This window comes from Delftia sp. HK171 (genome assembly GCF_001886655.1).
In the GTDB taxonomy this organism is placed as follows: domain Bacteria; phylum Pseudomonadota; class Gammaproteobacteria; order Burkholderiales; family Burkholderiaceae_C; genus Comamonas; species Comamonas acidovorans.
Window position 1 is genome coordinate 1,782,741 of the sequence record NZ_CP018101.1, and the last position, 16,523, is coordinate 1,799,263.

The 16,523-nt window shown below is 68.2% G+C and carries 13 protein-coding genes and 1 pseudogene; 7 read left to right on the forward strand and 7 right to left on the reverse strand.

Features of this window, described 5'->3' with window-relative positions:
* Positions 1 to 228: 228 nt before the first annotated feature.
* Positions 229 to 1,326 (reverse strand): ABC transporter ATP-binding protein, encoded by a 1,098-nt coding sequence (locus tag BO996_RS08030; RefSeq protein ID WP_013804019.1) that lies wholly within the window; start codon positions 1,324 to 1,326, stop codon positions 229 to 231.
* Positions 1,327 to 1,538: 212 nt separating this feature from the next.
* Here BO996_RS08030 and BO996_RS08035 point away from each other — a divergent pair, with 212 nt between their 5' ends.
* From BO996_RS08035 to arsC, 5 genes are all read left to right on the forward strand, one after another.
* On the forward strand, positions 1,539 to 3,185 hold the full coding sequence (locus BO996_RS08035) for an ABC transporter permease (protein ID WP_071954451.1): 1,647 nt from the start codon (positions 1,539 to 1,541) through the stop codon (positions 3,183 to 3,185).
* Between the two features lie 57 nt (positions 3,186 to 3,242).
* Positions 3,243 to 4,151 carry a LysR family transcriptional regulator gene (locus tag BO996_RS08040; RefSeq protein WP_012203519.1) on the forward strand — a complete coding sequence of 303 codons (909 nt, stop codon included), beginning with the start codon at positions 3,243 to 3,245 and terminating at the stop codon, positions 4,149 to 4,151.
* Between the two features lie 112 nt (positions 4,152 to 4,263).
* Positions 4,264 to 5,649, forward strand: coding sequence for an 8-oxoguanine deaminase (locus tag BO996_RS08045; RefSeq protein ID WP_063327156.1), 1,386 nt, complete (start codon positions 4,264 to 4,266; stop codon positions 5,647 to 5,649).
* Positions 5,650 to 5,854: 205 nt separating this feature from the next.
* The gene (locus tag BO996_RS08050; protein ID WP_013804016.1) at positions 5,855 to 7,171 is read left to right on the forward strand and encodes a nucleobase:cation symporter-2 family protein; all 1,317 of its coding nucleotides are present in this window, start codon (positions 5,855 to 5,857) and stop codon (positions 7,169 to 7,171) included.
* A gap of 31 nt (positions 7,172 to 7,202) precedes the next feature.
* A complete protein-coding gene (gene arsC, locus BO996_RS08055; protein ID WP_013804015.1) occupies positions 7,203 to 7,571 on the forward strand; it encodes an arsenate reductase (glutaredoxin) in 369 nt (122 codons plus the stop codon).
* Between the two features lie 29 nt (positions 7,572 to 7,600).
* Here the strand turns inward: arsC and iaaH are convergent, their stop codons facing one another.
* The 6 genes and pseudogenes from iaaH to BO996_RS08080 all read right to left on the reverse strand — a co-directional run bounded on the left by iaaH (position 7,601) and on the right by BO996_RS08080 (position 13,701).
* A complete protein-coding gene (iaaH, locus tag BO996_RS08060; RefSeq protein ID WP_071954452.1) occupies positions 7,601 to 9,085 on the reverse strand; it encodes an indoleacetamide hydrolase in 1,485 nt (494 codons plus the stop codon).
* 8 nt (positions 9,086 to 9,093) lie between these two features.
* Positions 9,094 to 10,485, reverse strand: coding sequence for a purine-cytosine permease family protein (locus tag BO996_RS08065; RefSeq protein WP_071954453.1), 1,392 nt, complete (start codon positions 10,483 to 10,485; stop codon positions 9,094 to 9,096).
* 118 nt (positions 10,486 to 10,603) lie between these two features.
* Positions 10,604 to 11,821 (reverse strand): acetylornithine deacetylase, encoded by a 1,218-nt coding sequence (gene argE / locus BO996_RS08070; RefSeq protein ID WP_071954454.1) that lies wholly within the window; start codon positions 11,819 to 11,821, stop codon positions 10,604 to 10,606.
* Positions 11,814 to 11,910: pseudogene (locus BO996_RS28920) on the reverse strand (DUF1028 domain-containing protein); the annotation flags it as partial. The gene argE and the pseudogene BO996_RS28920, both read right to left, overlap by 8 nt.
* 25 nt (positions 11,911 to 11,935) lie before the next feature.
* Positions 11,936 to 12,385, reverse strand: a complete 450-nt coding sequence (locus BO996_RS08075; RefSeq protein WP_013804011.1) for a RidA family protein — start codon at positions 12,383 to 12,385, stop codon at positions 11,936 to 11,938.
* Positions 12,385 to 13,701: a flavin-containing monooxygenase gene (locus BO996_RS08080; RefSeq protein ID WP_071954455.1), complete on the reverse strand. Its 1,317-nt coding sequence runs from the start codon at positions 13,699 to 13,701 to the stop codon at positions 12,385 to 12,387. The genes BO996_RS08075 and BO996_RS08080 overlap by 1 nt, the downstream gene beginning before the upstream one ends.
* 202 nt (positions 13,702 to 13,903) lie before the next feature.
* Here BO996_RS08080 and BO996_RS08085 point away from each other — a divergent pair, with 202 nt between their 5' ends.
* Positions 13,904 to 14,839: a LysR family transcriptional regulator gene (locus tag BO996_RS08085; RefSeq protein ID WP_071954456.1), complete on the forward strand. Its 936-nt coding sequence runs from the start codon at positions 13,904 to 13,906 to the stop codon at positions 14,837 to 14,839.
* A gap of 63 nt (positions 14,840 to 14,902) precedes the next feature.
* Positions 14,903 to 16,462 carry a Do family serine endopeptidase gene (locus BO996_RS08090; RefSeq protein ID WP_071954457.1) on the forward strand — a complete coding sequence of 520 codons (1,560 nt, stop codon included), beginning with the start codon at positions 14,903 to 14,905 and terminating at the stop codon, positions 16,460 to 16,462.
* Positions 16,463 to 16,523: the final 61 nt, after the last annotated feature.

The window sequence follows — 16,523 nt, forward strand, 5'->3', positions numbered from 1 at the left end:
TGGCTGAGCTGGCCTGCACGGGCCACGAGGCGCGGCGCGGCGGGCGCCGGGGCCAGCGCGGGAATGGGGGCAGGGTCGGGTAGGTGATCCGCTGCAGGGTGCTGCGTGGAGGAGGGGTCCAGAGCAAACATGGGGTGGCCTTGAATTGTCACAAGATGTGACTGATTCTGGGTTCCACCCGTGACCGTCGAATGACAAAGCCCGGACGGCGCGGCGGACGCCGCTGGTTCAGGCTGCAGCGGACTGCGGGGCGCCCTGTGTTTCTCGCGGGAAGGCGACCACGTGATTCATGTCGAGCCGGATTCCCACCCACTCGCCCACCGCATGGTCGTGGTGGCTGGGCACATGGGCCATCACGCTGTGGCCGCTGGCCAGCTCCAGCGTGTAGAGGAACTCCGAGCCGCGAAACGCCTTGCGCAGGATGCGTGCCTGTACGGGCGAGGCATCGTCGTGCACCACATCGTCGGCGCGCAGCAGCACATCGCATTCGCCGCCCGGGAACTGCGCGGGCAACGGGCAGGTGGCCGGATCGACCAGATCGCCCAGCGCCGTGCGCGCCACCACGCCGCCGGCCCCCGAAGGCGCCAGCGTGGCCGGCACGAAGACGCCGTGGCCGATGAAGTCCGCCACGAAGCGCGTGGCCGGGCGGTGGTAGAGCGAATAGGCGTCGTCCCACTGCTGCAGCTGCCCCTGGTGGACCACGCCGATCATGTCGCCGATGGCAAAGGCCTCCAGCTGGTCGTGCGTGACGAACAGGGCCGTGGCGCCTGCAGCCTTGAGGATGCCGCGCACCTCATGCGCCAGGCGCTCGCGCAGGTCCACGTCGAGGTTGGAGAACGGCTCGTCCAGCAGCATCAGCTGCGGGCTGGGCGCCAGTGCGCGGGCCAGTGCCACGCGCTGCTGCTGGCCCCCTGACAGCTCGTGCGGAAACCTCCCTGCACTGCCGGCCAGGCCCACCAGCTCCAGCACCTCGGCCACGCGCTCGGCCTGGCGTGCCTTGGGCAGATGGTGGATGCCGAAGGCCACGTTGCGGCCCACGTTCAGGTGGGGGAACAGCGCATAGTCCTGGAACACCATGCCGATGCGCCGCTGCTCGGGAGGGAGCGAGAAATCCGCGCTGCCCACGAGCTGGCCGTCGATGCGGATCTCGCCGCCGCTCACGGGCTCCAGGCCCGCCACGGCCCGCAGCAGCGTGGTCTTGCCGCAGCCCGAGGGGCCGATGAGCACGCCGATGTCGCCAGCGGCCAGATTCAGCGTGACGCCCTGCACGGCAGGCCTGTCGCGGCCCGGGTAGCGCACCTCGAGTTGGGAGACGGTCAAAAACATGCGGCGATTGTAGAACCGCGCAAATGAATAGAATTCGCATTTGCATTGGCGGGCCAGGGGCATGCCCGGAGCCCGCCGACTCCAGCAGCCTGCAGGCACGTCCGGTCTCGGCGGCACATCGGCCCACAGGCCGGCGGCAGCCGCGGATCCCGGCCCGTTCCATAGCCCGGCAGCCAGATCCTCCCCCTCATCCTCTAGCCGAGACCTCCGCTTTGCGCCGTCTGTCGTCCGTACTCCGCTCCCTTCCCCTGCTTCTTCTGGCCCTGGTGCTGATGCTGCCCGTGCTGGCCGTGCTCGGCTCCTGGCTGCCCGTGGGGCAGGGCGATGCCCTGGCCGGCTCCATCCTGCGCGAGATGGCGGCCACCGTGCTGCCCGGCTATCTGTGGACCACGGTCTGGCTGGGCCTGCTGGTGGCGCTGGGCGCGGCCATCGTGGGCACGGGCACGGCGGCGGCCGTGACGCTGTTCGACTTCCGCGGCCGGCGCCAGCTCGAATGGCTGCTGCTGCTGCCGCTGGCCATGCCGGCCTATGTCACGGCCTATGCCTATACCGACTTCCTGCAGTTCAGCGGCCCGCTGCAGACCTGGCTGCGCGACACCTATGGCCTGGAAGGCCGGCTCCTGCCCGAGGTGCGCAGCCTGGGCGGCGCGGTCTGGGTCTTCATCTTCTCGCTCTACCCGTATGTCTACCTGCTGGCGCGCACCGCGCTGGGCGAGCGCGCCGCGCACCTGATGGAGGCCGCGCGCCTCATGGGCGCGCCGCTGTCGCGGCGCATCTGGTCGGTGGCGCTGCCGCTGGCGCGCCCGGCCGTGGCCGCTGGCGTGGCCCTGGTGGTGATGGAGACGCTGGCCGACTTCGGCGTGGTCAGCTACTTCGGCATACAGACCTTCACCACGGGCATCTACAAGGCCTGGCTGTCCATGGACAACCGCATTGCTGCCGCGCAGCTGGCGACCTTCCTGCTGGTGCTGGTGGTGCTGCTGCTGCAGCTGGAGCTGCGCGCCCAGCGGCGCATGCGCTTCGTCACCGGCGGCGCGGGCCGCGCCAGCTCGGCCGAGGCGCAGCCGCTGCGCCTGCGCGGCTGGCGCTGCGCGCTGGCCTGGCTGGCGTGCCTGCTGCCCGTGCTCATGGGCTTTGTGGCGCCCGTGTTCTTCATGCTGCGCCCGCTGGGGGCCGACTGGTCGGTGCTGCCCTGGGACCGCTTCCTCGACTGGGCGCTCAACAGCGTGCGCCTGGGCACCATCACCTCGGTGCTGGCCGTCATCATCGCCGTGGCCCTGGCGTTTGCCGTGCGCCGCCACAAGGAGTCGGCCGTCACGCGCGGCGTGGTGCAACTGGCCAGCCTGGGCTATGCGGTGCCGGGCGCCGTCGTCGTCGTCGGCCTGCTGCTGCCCGTGGGCTGGGTGCAGCAGGTGCGGCCCGAATGGGGCTTTGCCGGCCTGGTCACGGCCACCGCCGTGGGCATTGTCTGGGCCTACCTGGTGCGCTTTTGCGCCGTGGCCCTGCAGTCCATGCAAAGCGGCTATGCGCGCATCGCTCCCAGCCTGGACGACTCGGCCCGCATGCTGGGCACGGGCGCCTGGGGCATGCTGTCGCGCGTGCACTGGCCGCTGCTCAGGCGCTCCACGGCGGCGGCGGCGCTGCTGGTCTTCGTCGATGTGATGAAGGAGCTGCCCGCCACCATGGTGCTGCGCCCCTTCAACAGCGACACCCTGGCCGTCGTGGCCTACCAGCTCGCGCGCGACGAACGCCTGGGCGAGGCCGCCCTGCCGTCGCTGGCCCTGGTGCTGGTGGGCCTGATCCCCGTGATCATGCTCAGCCGCACGCTGCGCGCCGAGCGCCCGGGCACGGCCCGCTGAGCCTGCGCTGCCGAGTGCTGCAAAGCGCGGCCCGGCAAACCCCGCTACGCTCGCGCCATGCACGCCAGAGTCCTGCGCTATCTCGACGAAGTGGTCCGCCGCGGTTCCATCCGCAAGGCGGCCGAACATCTGCACGTGGCTCCCACGGCCGTCAACCGCCAGATTCTCGACCTGGAGGCCGAGCTGGGCACGCCCCTGTTCGAGCGCATCCACAAGCGCCTGCGCCTCACCCCGACGGGCGAGATGGTGCTGGCCCATGTGCGCGCCACGCTGCGCGAGCATGCGGCGCTGCGCGAGCGCATTGCCGAACTGCAGGGCGCGCGCAGCGGCGAGATCACCGTGGCCGCGACCACGGGGCTGGCCGGCTCGCTGCTGCCCTCGCTGGTGCATGAATTCCGCCAGCGCCACCCGGGCATCGTGGTGCGCATCATCGACCTGCCCCTGAGCGACATCGCGGCCGCCGTGGAAGGCGGCGACGCCGACCTGGGCCTGGCCTACGACCTGTCCGAACGCCCCGCGCTGCGCGCGCTGGCCACCAGCGAATGGCAGATCGGCGCCATCGTGCCGCCCCGGCATGCGCTGGCGCGCCAATCGTCCGTGCTGCTCAGCGAGTGCATAGGCCATCCGCTCATCCTGCCCGCGCCGCCGCTGTCCATCCGCAGCCTGCTGGACGAAGCCTTTGCGCGCAACGCCATCGAGGTCACGCCCGTGGCCGAATCCACCTCCATGGCGCTGATCCAGCGCCTGGTCATGCTGGGCGAGGGCATTGCCCTGCTCAATCCGCTGGACGTGATGGAGGAGCGCAGCCGCAATGCCCTGGTCTTCGTGCCTTTGCGCGATGCGCATCTGCGGCGGCAGACGCTGGTGCTGACCGGCCGGGCCAGGGGTCAGTTGAGCGCGGCGGGGGAGTTGATGGCCCAGTCCATCGGCCAGGCGCTGGCAAGGCTGTTTGCCGGGGGGCGGTGAGTCTTAGTCACTTGTCCACTTTTTGTGGACACATCGGGCGGAATTCAGCGCTATCGGCAATGGCTTGTCCTTCCTAGACTGGCGGCTTTTCCATTTCGAAGAAGAGAACGCCATGACCTTGATCGCACTGAACGCCGATGTACTCGTCACCATGGATGCGCAGCGCCGCGAGATCCGCGACGGCGCCCTGGTGGCCGACGGCCCGGCCGTGCAATGGGTGGGCGCCACGGCCGATCTGCCGCCGCAGTACCGCCGCATGGTGGACGACGGCACGGCCCAGGTGCTGGACATGCGCGGCCACGTGCTCATGCCGGGCCTGGTCAACACGCACCACCACATGTACCAGAGCCTCACGCGCGCCGTGCCGGCCGCGCAGGATGCGGAGCTGTTCTCGTGGCTGACCAACCTGTACATGCTGTGGTCGCACCTCACGCCGGAGATGATCCACGTCTCCACCCAGACCGCCATGGCCGAGCTGATGCTGTCGGGCTGCACCACCACCAGCGACCACCTGTACCTGTATCCGAATGGCGCTCGGCTGGACGACTCCATTGCCGCGGCGCAGCAGATGGGCATGCGCTTTCATGCGGCGCGCGGCTCCATGAGCCTGGGCCGCAGCAAGGGCGGCCTGCCGCCTGACGCGGTGGTGGAGGAAGAGGAAGCCATCCTGCGCGACAGCCTGCGCCTGATCCAGCAGTACCACGACAGCGCACGCCACTCCATGCTGCGCGTGGTGCTGGCGCCATGCTCGCCGTTCTCGGTGACGCGCGAGCTGATGCGCGAGTCCGCCGTGCTGGCGCGTGCGCACGGCGTGTCGCTGCACACCCACCTGGCCGAGAACGACAACGACGTCGCCTTCTCTCGCGAGAAATTCGGCCTCACCCCCGCGCAGTACGCCGAAAGCCTGGGCTGGGTCGGCCCCGATGTCTGGCATGCCCACTGCGTCAAGCTCGATGCCGAGGGCATTGCGCTGTTCGCACGCACGGGCACGGGCGTGGCGCATTGCCCGTGCTCCAACATGCGCCTGGCCTCGGGCATTGCGCCCGTGCGCACCATGCGCGATGCGGGCGTGCCCGTGGGCCTGGGCGTGGACGGCAGCGCCTCCAACGACGGCGCCCACATGCTGGGCGAGGCGCGCCAGGCCCTGCTGCTGCAGCGCGTGGGCCACGGCCCTGCCGCCATGGGCGCGCGCGAGGCGCTGGAGATCGCCACGCTGGGCGGCGCGCGCGTGCTGGGGCGCGATGACATCGGCGCGCTGGCGCCGGGCATGTCGGCCGACTTCGTGGCCTTCGACATGTCGGGCGTGGGTTACGCGGGCGCGGGCCATGACCCCGTGGCCGCGCTGGTGTTCTGCACGCCCACCGATGTGTCCACCAGCGTCATCAACGGCCGCGTCGTGGTGCGTGACGGCCACCTGCTCACGGCCGACCTGCCGCGCGTGCTGACACGCCACCGCGAACTGGCCCGCACGCTGTTCGAGCGCGCAGCGGGCCACTGACATATCCCTGCAGCGCGGCAGGCCGGCACCCAGGCCATCGCGGGTGCCGGCGTGCCGCCCTGCGCCATTCCCCGAAGCATCTCCAGGAGGCTCGAAGACCCGGACAGCACTTTCAGGACCCCCACCCTTTTCCGGCACCACTGCCCCGACATACATACAAGCGCCTCTGAAGAGGCCGACGGCCAGGACACAAGGAGACAAGACAATGGAACAACTGCTTTACAAGGTGGAAGACCGACCGCCAATGCTCATCACCACGGTCCTTCTGTCGCTGCAGCACCTGCTGGCGGCGCTGGGCGGCATCATCGCCGTGCCCCTGGTCTTCGGCGGGGCGCTCAAGCTGCCGGCCGACCAGATCGTGGCCCTGGTGAATGCAGCGCTGCTGGGCTCGGGCGTGGTCACCATCGTCCAGTGCAGGGGGGTGGGGCCCGTGGGCATACGGCTGCCCTGCGTCATGGGCACAAGCTTCGCCTTCGTGGGCGCGGGCATCAGCGTGGGGCTGGAGCATGGCGTGGCCGGCATCCTGGGCTCCTCGCTGGTAGGGTCGCTGGTGATGATCGTGGGCAGCTACTTCATGCCCGTGATCCGCCGCTTCTTTCCGCACACCGTGACCAGCGTGGTCGTGACCATGATCGGCCTGTCGCTGACCCCCGTCGCCGTGGACTGGGCTGCGGGCGGCGTGGGCCGCAGCGACTACGGCGCGATCGGCCACCTGGCCATCGCCGGCTTCGTGCTGGTGCTGGTGATCGGCTTCGTGCAGTGGGGCAGGGGCATCGTCTCTGCCTCGGCCGTGGTGCTGGGCATCGCCTGCGGCTATGTGCTGTGCCTGGCGCTGGGCCTGATCGACTTCACCCAGGTGAGCGAGGCCGCGGTCTTCGCCATCCCGCAGCCACTGACCTTCGGCATGACGTTCCCGGTGGCCGGCATCGTCGCCATGTCCATCGCCTTTCTGGTGACCATCGTCGAGACCACGGGCACCTTCATGGCCCTGGGCGCGGCCACGCAGACGCGCATCGACGGCAAGCGCCTGTCCAGCGGCATGCTGTGCGATGGCGTGGGCTCGGCCTTCGCCGCCGTGATGTCCAGCCCTCCGCTGTCCACCTTCGCCCAGAACGTGGGCGTGGTCTCGCTGACCGGCGTGGCCAGCCGCCACGTGGTCATGCTGACGGGCGTCATGCTGCTGCTGGCCGGACTCTTTCCTGTGCTGGGCGCACTGGTGGTGACGATTCCGCAGCCCGTGCTCGGCGGCGCGGGGCTGATGATGTTTGCCATGATCATTTCGGCCGGCATCCGCATGCTCAGCGGCGCCGAGCACTCGCGGCGCGCCAGCCTGATCATCGCGGTCTCGCTGGGCTGCGGCCTGGCGGTCACGGTGCGCCCGGACCTGCTGGCCCGCATGCCTGCCTTCGTACGCGAAGTCTTCGGCTCGGGCATCACCGTCGGCGCCCTGGTCGCGGTGGGGCTGAACCTGCTGCTGCCCGGCCGCGAGGTCGATGCCCATCCCGAGGAAGCCGTGGCCTGATGCGCATTTTCATGGGCCTACACTGCGGCCCATGAACACCACCGCACCCCGCACCGACATCACCATCTACCACAACAACCGCTGCAGCAACTCGCGCGGCGCGCTGGCCCTGCTGCGCGACAACGGCGTGGAGCCGACCATCGTCGACTACATCGCCCAGCCCCTGGACGCTGCGCAACTGCAGGCCCTGGTCCGGCGGCTGGGCGTGCCCGTGCGCGAGCTGCTGCGCAGCAAGGAAGCCGTCTACACCGAGCTGGGCCTGGGCGATGCATCCGTCAGCGATGAGCAGCTCATCGCCGCCGTGGCCGAGCACCCCGTGCTGCTCAACCGCCCCATCGTCGTCACACCCAAGGGCGCAGCGCTGTGCCGTCCGCCGGAGAAGGTGCTGGCGCTGATCTGAGCGGCGGCACCGCAGGCTGTGCCTGTGACTCAGGGCCGCGGCGCGGCCAGCAGTCCCAGCACCTGCTCGAAGGCCACCCCTATCGCCAGCAGGCGGCGGTCGCTGCCTTCGGGGCCGTCCAGTTCGATGCCCACCGGCAGCCCCTGTGGCGTCAGGCCGGCCGGCAGCGAAAGGCCAGGCAGACCGGCATTGCTGGCCGGATCGGTATTGCGCAGAAAGGCCTCGAAGGTACTGACCGTCTCCGCTCCTTGTATCGACACTGTCGAGGAGCCGTTCACCTCGTCCAGCGGCACGGCCGCGAGCCGGGTGGTGGGGAACAGCAACGCATCGACCCGGTGCGTGGCAAAGGCCGTGGCGTAGTACTGCTGCAGCCGGGGCCGCCAGACCGTCATGGCCTCTTCGTACTGGTCTGCGGCCTCGTCCGCGAGCACGGCTTGGTACATGTCACGCACATCGGGACTGGCAATGCGCGCGGCAATGTCGGCCACGGTACGGACCGGCGCTTCGTTGGCAGCAAGCCATGCCGGCAGGTCTTCGGCCGACTCATGCAGCGCCAGCGGTGCGCCGATATGCCTGTTGATGTCCAGCAGCTCGGCCATGGCCATGTCCACTTGAATCACGCCAGCGGCTTCAAGCCGCCTCAGCGCGGCGCGCGCCACCTCTTCGACCTCGGGCTCCAGGCCTTCCCACAACGGAGCGGGCAGGCCGATGCGCAGGCCCCGCAGGTCGATCGCAGGCAGGGGACCGCTGTCCGTGATGACCTGGTCCAGCAGGGCGATGTCGGCCACGCTGCGCGCCATGGGACCCACGGTATCGCGCGTGTGGCTGATGGGGACGACCGCATTCGGGTCGTGGTAGCGCCGGCTGGCGCCGCCGTTGCCCACCGAGGGGCGAAAGCCCGCAATGCCGGTCAGCGCCGCAGGAATGCGCGTAGAGCCTCCGGTATCCGTGCCCAGCCCTGCAGGCACGATGCGCGCGGCAATGGCGGCGGCCGTGCCGCCCGACGAGCCGCCCGGGATGCGGCTGGGGTCGTAGGGGTTGCGCACAGGCCCCGCATGCGGCGCAAGATTCGTGCTGGTAATGCCGAAGGCCAGCTCATGCATATTGGCCTTGCCCAGGACAATGGCCCCCGCATCCAGCAGGCGCTGCACAGAGGGCGCGTTGTCCCGGGGGATGAAGTGTTCCAGCGCCGGTGTTCCTGCCGTGTTCGGCAGGCCTCGCGTGTTGATGTTGTCCTTCACAACGATGGGAAGGCCGGCCAGCGGCAATTGCGCCCGGGCGTCGGCAGGCAGTGCGTCGATGCGCCGCGCAGCCGCCAGCGCGCCCTGCACGTCCAGCGCCGTCAGCGCATTGAGCCCCGACATGGCCTGCGCATGCGCGAGCAGGGTGGCCAAATAGTCGCTCGCCGCAAGCCGGCCCTGCTGTATGGCCGCAATGGCTTCGATGGACGTGAGGGCCCGCTGTGTCTGGGCGCTCGGGGGCAGGTACGGCTGCTGCAGGGTTGTCCTGGTCATGGCGGATGTCATGGCAGGGCCATGGGGGCGGGGATCGGCGCAAAGCGCTTCTGGCACACGTAGTACACCACCGATGTCAGTATCAGCCCGACGATCCAGGAAATGTCCGCGCCGTCCAGCATCTTCGCAACGGGGCCGGTGTACAGATCGGTGGCGACGAAAGGCAGTTGCACGGCAATGCCAAAGGCGTACGAAAAGATGGCCACGCCGTTGAAGCGCCCGTAGATGCCGCCGTCCTGGCGGAAGAAGGAATCCACGTCGTACTGGCCGTGGCGGACGAGGTAGTAGTCCACCAGATTCACCGCAGTCCAGGGCACCATTACGCACAACAGCAACAAAATGAAGTGGGTATAGGTGGCCAGGAAGTTGTCCTGGCCGGCCAGCGCAATCGTCAAGGCGATGCCGAACAGCAGGCAGGCACAGGCCGCGCGCGCCGCCGCCTTGGCCGACCAGGAAGGCCGCAGCGTCTGCACGATGGTGATCGTGGACAGCGCGCCGCAGTACAGGTTCATGGCGTTGGTGGCCGCGATGCCCAGCGTCAGCACGCTGATCACCAGCGGACTGATGCCCTGCGTCAGCGTGCTCAGGCTTTTTACGATGTCATCGCCCTCCACCGTCAGGCCCACGAGCGCGCCCAGCACCATCGGAAAGATGGAGCCCAGGGTGCAGCCGCCATAGCTGGCCCAGAAGGCCACGCGCGGGCCGGTGTCCGCCGGCAGGTAGCGCGAGTAGTCGGACACATAGGGCGCATAGGCGATCTGCCAGAGCGCGGCGATGGACATGCTGCCCAGAAATCCCGTCAGGCTGGGTGCGTTCTTCGACAGCAGATCGGCCGGCAGCCCGTGCACGAAGATGATCCAGGCGAAGGCCAGCACCAGCACCGCGCCTGCGCACCAGGTCAGCAGCCGCGTGTAGATGTGGATCAGCCGGTAGCCAAAGATGGTGGCCACCAGGCTCAGCAGGCCCACCGCGACCACGCCCTGGTTGACCGTCACGGCACTGCTCAGACTGTGCAGCGACTGTCCGCCCAGCACGAGGTTGGAGGCGAAGAAGCCCACATACATGACCACCACCAGGCCCACCACCAGCAAAGAGCCCAGCGAGCCGAACTGCCCGCGCGTCTGCACCATCTGGGGCACGCCCAGCTGGGGGCCCTGCGCCGCATGCAGCGCCATGAATACCGCGCCGACCAGATTGCCGACGACGATGGCCAGCGTGCCCCACCAGAACGGCTGCTTGAACACCGTGACGACCAGGGCCCCGGTGACCACGGTCAGCAGCATGACGTTGGTGCCGAACCAGATGGTGAACAGGTCGCTGGCCTTGCCATGCCGTTCATGGGCGGGAATGGGTTGGATGGTGCTGTCTTCCAGCCGCAGGGTGTTGTCGTTGTGTTCCATGGTGTCTCCTCCAGATAGTGGAGTTGCGGTTGCGTGACGTCCGTGTGCCTGTGCATTGGCACGTTGGGTGCGTCCGATGTTTTATGTCGGTGGAAAATCGCGGCATCCGCCGCTGCGGTCACTGTGGGTGGCGGCTGTCCTCCGCTTGTGGCCGGGCCGGGTCCTGGGTGGCACCGTCAACTTGCGTCAGGTGGGCCGCCAGGCGGGCCAGCATGGCGTCACAGGCCTGCAGTTGTTCCACGGTGATGAACTCATCGGGCTTGTGCCCCTGGTCCATGCTGGCCGGCCCGCACACCACCGTGGGGATGCCCGCCTGGTCGAACAGTCCGCCTTCCGTACCGAAGGCCACCGTGCCGAAATCCCTGCGCCCGCTCAGCAGCGTCAGCAGTTGCGCAGCCTCGCTCTCGGGCGGTGTGGCCAGTCCCGGGTAGGCGCTCAGCGGCTGCAAGCGGATGCCGGTGCCGGGCTGCACCGCTTGCATGAGTGGTTGCAGATCGGTCTCGGCATAGTCCTGCAGTTCGTACGCCACTTCATGCGCATCGAAGCCTGGCAGGGCGCGAACCTCGAAATCGAACTCGCACTCGGCAGGCACGATGTTCAGCGCGCGTCCGCCCTGGATGACGCCGACCTGCACCGTCGAGAACGGCGGATCGAAGCGCGGGTCGTGGTGCTCGGGCCGCGACAGCCTTGCGCCGATCTCGTCCAGCTTGCGGATCACGCGCGCCGCGTATCCGATGGCATTGACGCCGCGCGGCGCATGGGCCGAATGGCAGGCCGCGCCCTGGATGCGGCATCGCATCGCCAGCTTGCCCTTGTGTCCCAGCACCGGCTGCAGTTCCGTAGGCTCGCCGATCAGGCACAGGCGTGGCCTGTGGGGGCGGTTTTGCAGTTCCGACAGCAGGGACCGCACGCCCAGGCAGCCCACCTCCTCGTCGTAGGAAAAAGCCAGGTGCACGGGCATGGAAAGGGGCTGGCGCAGGAAAAGCGGCACTGCGGCCAGCACTGATGCGATGAATCCCTTCATGTCGGCCGTGCCCCGGCCATACAGGCGGCCATGGGCCTCGGTGAGGCGGAAAGGCTCCATGGTCCAGGCCTGCCCGTCCACGGGAACCACGTCCGTATGCCCGGACAGGACGATGCCGCCACGGTCGCGTGGGCCGATGGTGGCGAACAGATTGGCCTTGGTGCCCTCGGCGTTGTGCAGCAGTTCGCTTTGCACCCCCAGGTCGGCCAGGTAGTGCTGGATGAAGCCGATCAGTGCCAGATTGGAGTCCCGGCTGACGGTCGGAAATCCCACCAGCGACCTGAGCAGATCGCGACTTGTCGGCTTAGTCATCGCCAGGCACTCCATAGCTGGGTGCGGCCGTGGGGTCCAGGGGCGCGCGTCAGGTAGTCCTGCATCTGCGGCCGATACGCCTGCCAGAGGATGGAGAAGGTCATGTCCTGCTCCTCACTGCGCGCCGGGCTGCCAGCCCTCGGGGATGACCGCGATCACGTCGATCTCCATCAGCCACTGCGGCTGTCCCAGGGCCGATATGCAAAGCCCCGTGGAGATGGGAAACACGCCCTTGAGCCACTTGCCCACTTCCCGGTAGACGGGCTCGCGGTAGCGCGGGTCGACGATGTAGGTGGTGGTCTTGACGATGTGCGACAGGTCGCTGCCCGCTTCCTGCAGCAGCTGCTTGACGTTCTTCATCGCCTGCTCGGCCTGCTTTTGCGGATCGCCCAGGCCGACCAGATTGCCCTCGAAATCGGTGCCGATCTGGCCGCGCACATAGACGGTGTTGCCGGCGCGCACGGCCTGGCACAGGTCGTTGTCCAGCGATTGATTGGGATAGGTGTCCTTGGTGTTGAACATCCGGATGCGCGTGTGGGTAGGGGGCTGTGTGTGGGCGGGCATCATTGCGCTCCTGTGGGATGGGCGGCCTGGGTGGGTGCCCCGTGCGAGGGCGTGCGGTGGGCTGCATCGCGGTAGGCGAGGTACTGGCGCTGTATGGCGATGTGGTCTGCGATATGCCGGGCGTCGTGCCAGACGCCCCAGATGAAGCTGGAGCCGCGCCGCGACAGCCAGGGCAGGCCCAGGAAATAGATGCCGGGCTCGGACGAAACCCCGCGCTGGTGTCGCGGCTTGCCACTGGCATCGAAGGCATCGACCTGCAGCCAGCGGTAGTCCACCGCGTAGCCGGTCGCCCAGACGATGGAGGACACGCCGGCCTGCACCAGGTCCAGCGACGCCAGCGGCTGCGTGACGCAAGGCGGATCGGGCAGCATGCGCCGCGCCTCGGGCTCCTCGGGAAGGTCCAGGCCGTTGCGTGCCACATAGGCGTCCGCTGCGTCCAGCAGCGACAGGTAGTTCTCGTCGCCGCGCGTCAGATGGGTGATCAGGTCTGGCGCGAAGGACACGACACCATCATCGAAGACCCGGGTCACGCCCACCAGCGTGATCCCTTCATGGGCGAGACGGCGAAAATCGATGGTCTGGCCGCCGCGCGCCCCGCTGACGGCAATGGTCACATGCTCCTTGCCCGGTGCAGCCGTCTCCTTGTCCCATTCTCCGAGCACGCCCAGCCACCAGCAGAAATCGCGGTTGCGGTAAGAGCGCGGTGGCCGGTCATGCGGGCCCACCGACAGATAGACCTTTCGGCCGGCGCGCCGCAGTTCATCGGCGATCTGCACGCCCGATGAACCAGCCCCCACCACCAGCACGGCGCCTTCGGGCAATTGCCCGGGGTGGCGATAGTGCGCGGAATGGATTTGTGTGAACCGCTTGTCTCCAGGGGCTATCGCGGGGATCACCGGGCGCTGGAACGGCCCGGTTGCCACTACCACGCGGCGAGCGTGGACCAGGCCCTCGGAGGTCTCTGCGGTAAAACCTTCGACGCCCGTATTGCGTACCACCCGGGTCACTTCCACGCCGGTGCGTATGGGGGCGCCGAACTTTCTGGCATAGGCTTCGAAATACTCGGCCACCCGGTCCTTGGGTGCGAAGGCATCCGCTTCCAGATCGTCGAACTCCAAGCCGGGAAAGCGGTCATGCCAGGCGGGGCCGTTGGCCACCAGCGAATCCCAGCGGCCCGTGCGCCAGCGTTCGGCAATGCGCTCGCGCTCCAGGACCAGGTGGGGCACGCCGATGCGGCCCAGATGCTCGCTCATGGCCACGCCGGCTTGGCCCGCGCCGACCACCAGCGTGTCGATGGAAATGGGATTGGCTGTCATGGCGCGCTGTCTCCCTGTGCCTTGTTCGGGGCCTGGGCAACGTGCCCCTGGTCTGCTGTCTGCATGTCGTCCTCCGTGGGTCAGATGGGTCTGTCTGGGGAGGAAATTTAGGGAGAAAGTGGCTATTTATAAAGAATATTAATAAGATGCATTACATAGTTTTGTTTTATGTAGAGCCTTCGTTGCCGCTGGAGCCAAGCCCGTGGAAAACCTATCGCTGCGGTACTCGCTTCGCCAGCTGCGCTACTTCGTCGCCACGGCCCAGGCGCTGTCTTTCACTGCCGCATCGCGGCTGCTGCATGTCTCGCAGCCGTCGATCTCCACGGCGATCGCCGAGCTGGAGGAATCCTTTGGCGTGCAACTGTTCATCCGCCACCATGCGGCCGGGCTGTCCCTGACCCAGGCCGGGCGCGAAATACTGGGCATGGCCCGAAGCCTGCTCAAGAACGCGGAAGAATTGCAAGGCGTTGCGCGCAGCCTGGATTCGGGTATGTCGGGCAGCATTGCGCTGGGCTGCCTCACTTCGCTGGCCCCGCCGCTGCTGGCCGGGCTCATCAGCCGTTTCGTGGCGGAGCATGCGGGCATCACCTTCCGCACGGCCGAAGCCCACCAGGAGGACCTGTTCACCAGCCTGCGCGACGGCACGCTGGACCTGGCCCTCACCTATGACATAGACCTCACCGACGACATCGCCTTCCAGCCGCTGCGCACGCTGCCTCCCTACGCCATCCTGCCGGCGCGGCACCGACTGGCCTGCCAGCGCGCCGTCACGCTCAAGAGCCTGCTTGCAGAGCCCTATGTCATGCTCGACCTGCCCCACAGCCGGGAGTATTTCGCGCGGTTGTTTGACGCCGTGGGCGAGCGGCCCGTGCCTGCCTTTCGCTCCGCCCAGCCCGAGGTCGTGCGCGGCATGGTGGCCAATGGACTGGGATTCAGCATCCTGAACTTTCCCCTGCAGTCCACGCGCACGGTGGATGGAGTGGACTTCATCATCCGACCCTTCAAGGACGAGGTGGCGGTTGTCACCCTGGGCATTGCTCAGTCCCGCAGCCTCAAGCCCAGGCAGGTCGTGCAGCGCTTTGCTGGGTTTTGCGCAGAGTGGATGGGTGAGGGCCAGCGCCCTCTAAGCCTCGCCTAAGTCTGCCCCTTCAGACTTCTCCTCAACGCAGCAAGGAACGCTGCTTTTGAGGAAAGGTCTGCGATGAACAAGATTCTGTCCACTCCCCGCCGTCTGGTGCTGGCCCTGGTGGCCGCAGGTGCCATCGGCGCCCTGGGCGCCACGGGCGCCGGTCTGGTTGGTGTGGTGCATGGCGATGCGCGTGCCGCCACGTCGCTGTTTGCGCCTGCAGCACAGCCTGCTTCTACCGCTTCTCCAGCTTCTCCCGCCGCCGTGGCGGCGCCCAACTTTGCCGACATCACGGCGCGCAACGGCGCGGCCGTGGTCAACATCAGCGTGGTCGGCAGCTCGCGCGCCATGGGCGACGATGGCGACGAGGCCGCTGCGCGGCAGGGCCAGGGCCAAGGTCAGGGCCTGCAGGGCATGGACCCCAACGATCCGTTCTTTGAATTCTTCCGCCGCTTCGGCGTGCCCGGCATGCCGGGCATGGGCCAGGGCCAGCCCCAGCGCGATGTGCCCACGCGCGGCGAAGGCTCGGGCTTCATCGTCTCCAGCGACGGCCTGATCCTGACCAATGCCCACGTGGTGCGTGGCGCCAAGGAAGTCACCGTCAAGCTGACCGACCGGCGCGAGTTCAGCGCCAAGGTGCTGGGCGCCGATCCCAAGACCGACGTGGCCGTGCTGCGCATCGAGGCGAAGAACCTGCCCACCGTATCGCTGGGCAAGACGGCCGATCTGCGCGTGGGCGACTGGGTGCTGGCCATCGGCTCGCCCTTCGGTTTCGAGAGCAGCGTGACGGCCGGCGTGGTCAGCGCCAAGGGCCGCACCCTGCCTGACGACTCCTTCGTGCCCTTCCTGCAGACCGACGTGGCCATCAACCCCGGCAACTCGGGCGGCCCGCTGTTCAATGCGCGCGGCGAGGTGGTGGGCATCAACAGCCAGATCTACTCGCGTTCGGGCGGCTACCAGGGCGTGTCCTTCGCCATTCCCATCGAGGTGGCCACGCGCGTGCAGCAGCAGATCGTGGCCACGGGCAAGGTGCAGCATGCGCGGCTGGGCGTGGCCGTGCAGGAGGTGAACCAGGCCTTTGCCGACTCCTTCAAGCTCGACCGTCCCGAAGGCGCCCTGGTGTCCAGCGTGGACAAGAGCGGCCCCGCCGCCCAGGCAGGCCTGGAGCCCGGTGACGTGGTGCGCAAGATCGATGGCCAGCCCATCGTGGGATCGGGCGATCTGCCGGCCTTTGTGGGCCAGGCGCTGCCGGGCCAGAAGGTCACGCTGGAGATATGGCGCAACGGCGAGGCCCGTACCCTGAATGCCGTGCTGGGCGATGCCAGCGACAAGGCCGCCAAGGTGGCCAAGGACAAGCCCGACGCCGGCAAGGGCAAGCTGGGCCTGGCCCTGCGCCCGCTGCAGCCCGAGGAAAAGCAGCAGATCGGCGTGAAGGACGGCCTGGTCGTGGCCGACGCCGCAGGCCCGGCCGCCGAGGCCGGCATCACCCAGGGCGATGTGCTGCTGTCCATCAACGGCACGCCTGCCGGTGATATCGAGGCCGTGCGCGCCGCCATGGCCAAGGCCGGCAAGACCGTGGCCGTGCTGATCTGGCGCGATGGCAACAGGATCTTTGTCCCCGTACGTCTCGGGTAAGTGAAAGGAGGTAAGGGACCAGAAGCATCCACACACTTGATTGATCGCACGGCCCCGGCGT

What these genes read in the sequence shown, in the direction of transcription:
- BO996_RS08075 (WP_013804011.1), bottom strand. Translation starts at nt 12,385, where the DNA reads ATGCCCGCCCACACACAGCCCCCTACCCACACGCGCATCCGGATGTTC.
- iaaH (WP_071954452.1), bottom strand. Translation starts at nt 9,085, where the DNA reads ATGACCAGGACAACCCTGCAGCAGCCGTACCTGCCCCCGAGCGCCCAG.
- BO996_RS08090 (WP_071954457.1), top strand. Translation starts at nt 14,903, where the DNA reads ATGAACAAGATTCTGTCCACTCCCCGCCGTCTGGTGCTGGCCCTGGTG.
- BO996_RS08080 (WP_071954455.1), bottom strand. Translation starts at nt 13,701, where the DNA reads ATGACAGCCAATCCCATTTCCATCGACACGCTGGTGGTCGGCGCGGGC.
- BO996_RS08050 (WP_013804016.1), top strand. Translation starts at nt 5,855, where the DNA reads ATGGAACAACTGCTTTACAAGGTGGAAGACCGACCGCCAATGCTCATC.
- argE (WP_071954454.1), bottom strand. Translation starts at nt 11,821, where the DNA reads ATGACTAAGCCGACAAGTCGCGATCTGCTCAGGTCGCTGGTGGGATTT.
- BO996_RS08065 (WP_071954453.1), bottom strand. Translation starts at nt 10,485, where the DNA reads ATGGAACACAACGACAACACCCTGCGGCTGGAAGACAGCACCATCCAA.
- arsC (WP_013804015.1), top strand. Translation starts at nt 7,203, where the DNA reads ATGAACACCACCGCACCCCGCACCGACATCACCATCTACCACAACAAC.
- BO996_RS08045 (WP_063327156.1), top strand. Translation starts at nt 4,264, where the DNA reads ATGACCTTGATCGCACTGAACGCCGATGTACTCGTCACCATGGATGCG.
- BO996_RS08040 (WP_012203519.1), top strand. Translation starts at nt 3,243, where the DNA reads ATGCACGCCAGAGTCCTGCGCTATCTCGACGAAGTGGTCCGCCGCGGT.
- BO996_RS08030 (WP_013804019.1), bottom strand. Translation starts at nt 1,326, where the DNA reads ATGTTTTTGACCGTCTCCCAACTCGAGGTGCGCTACCCGGGCCGCGAC.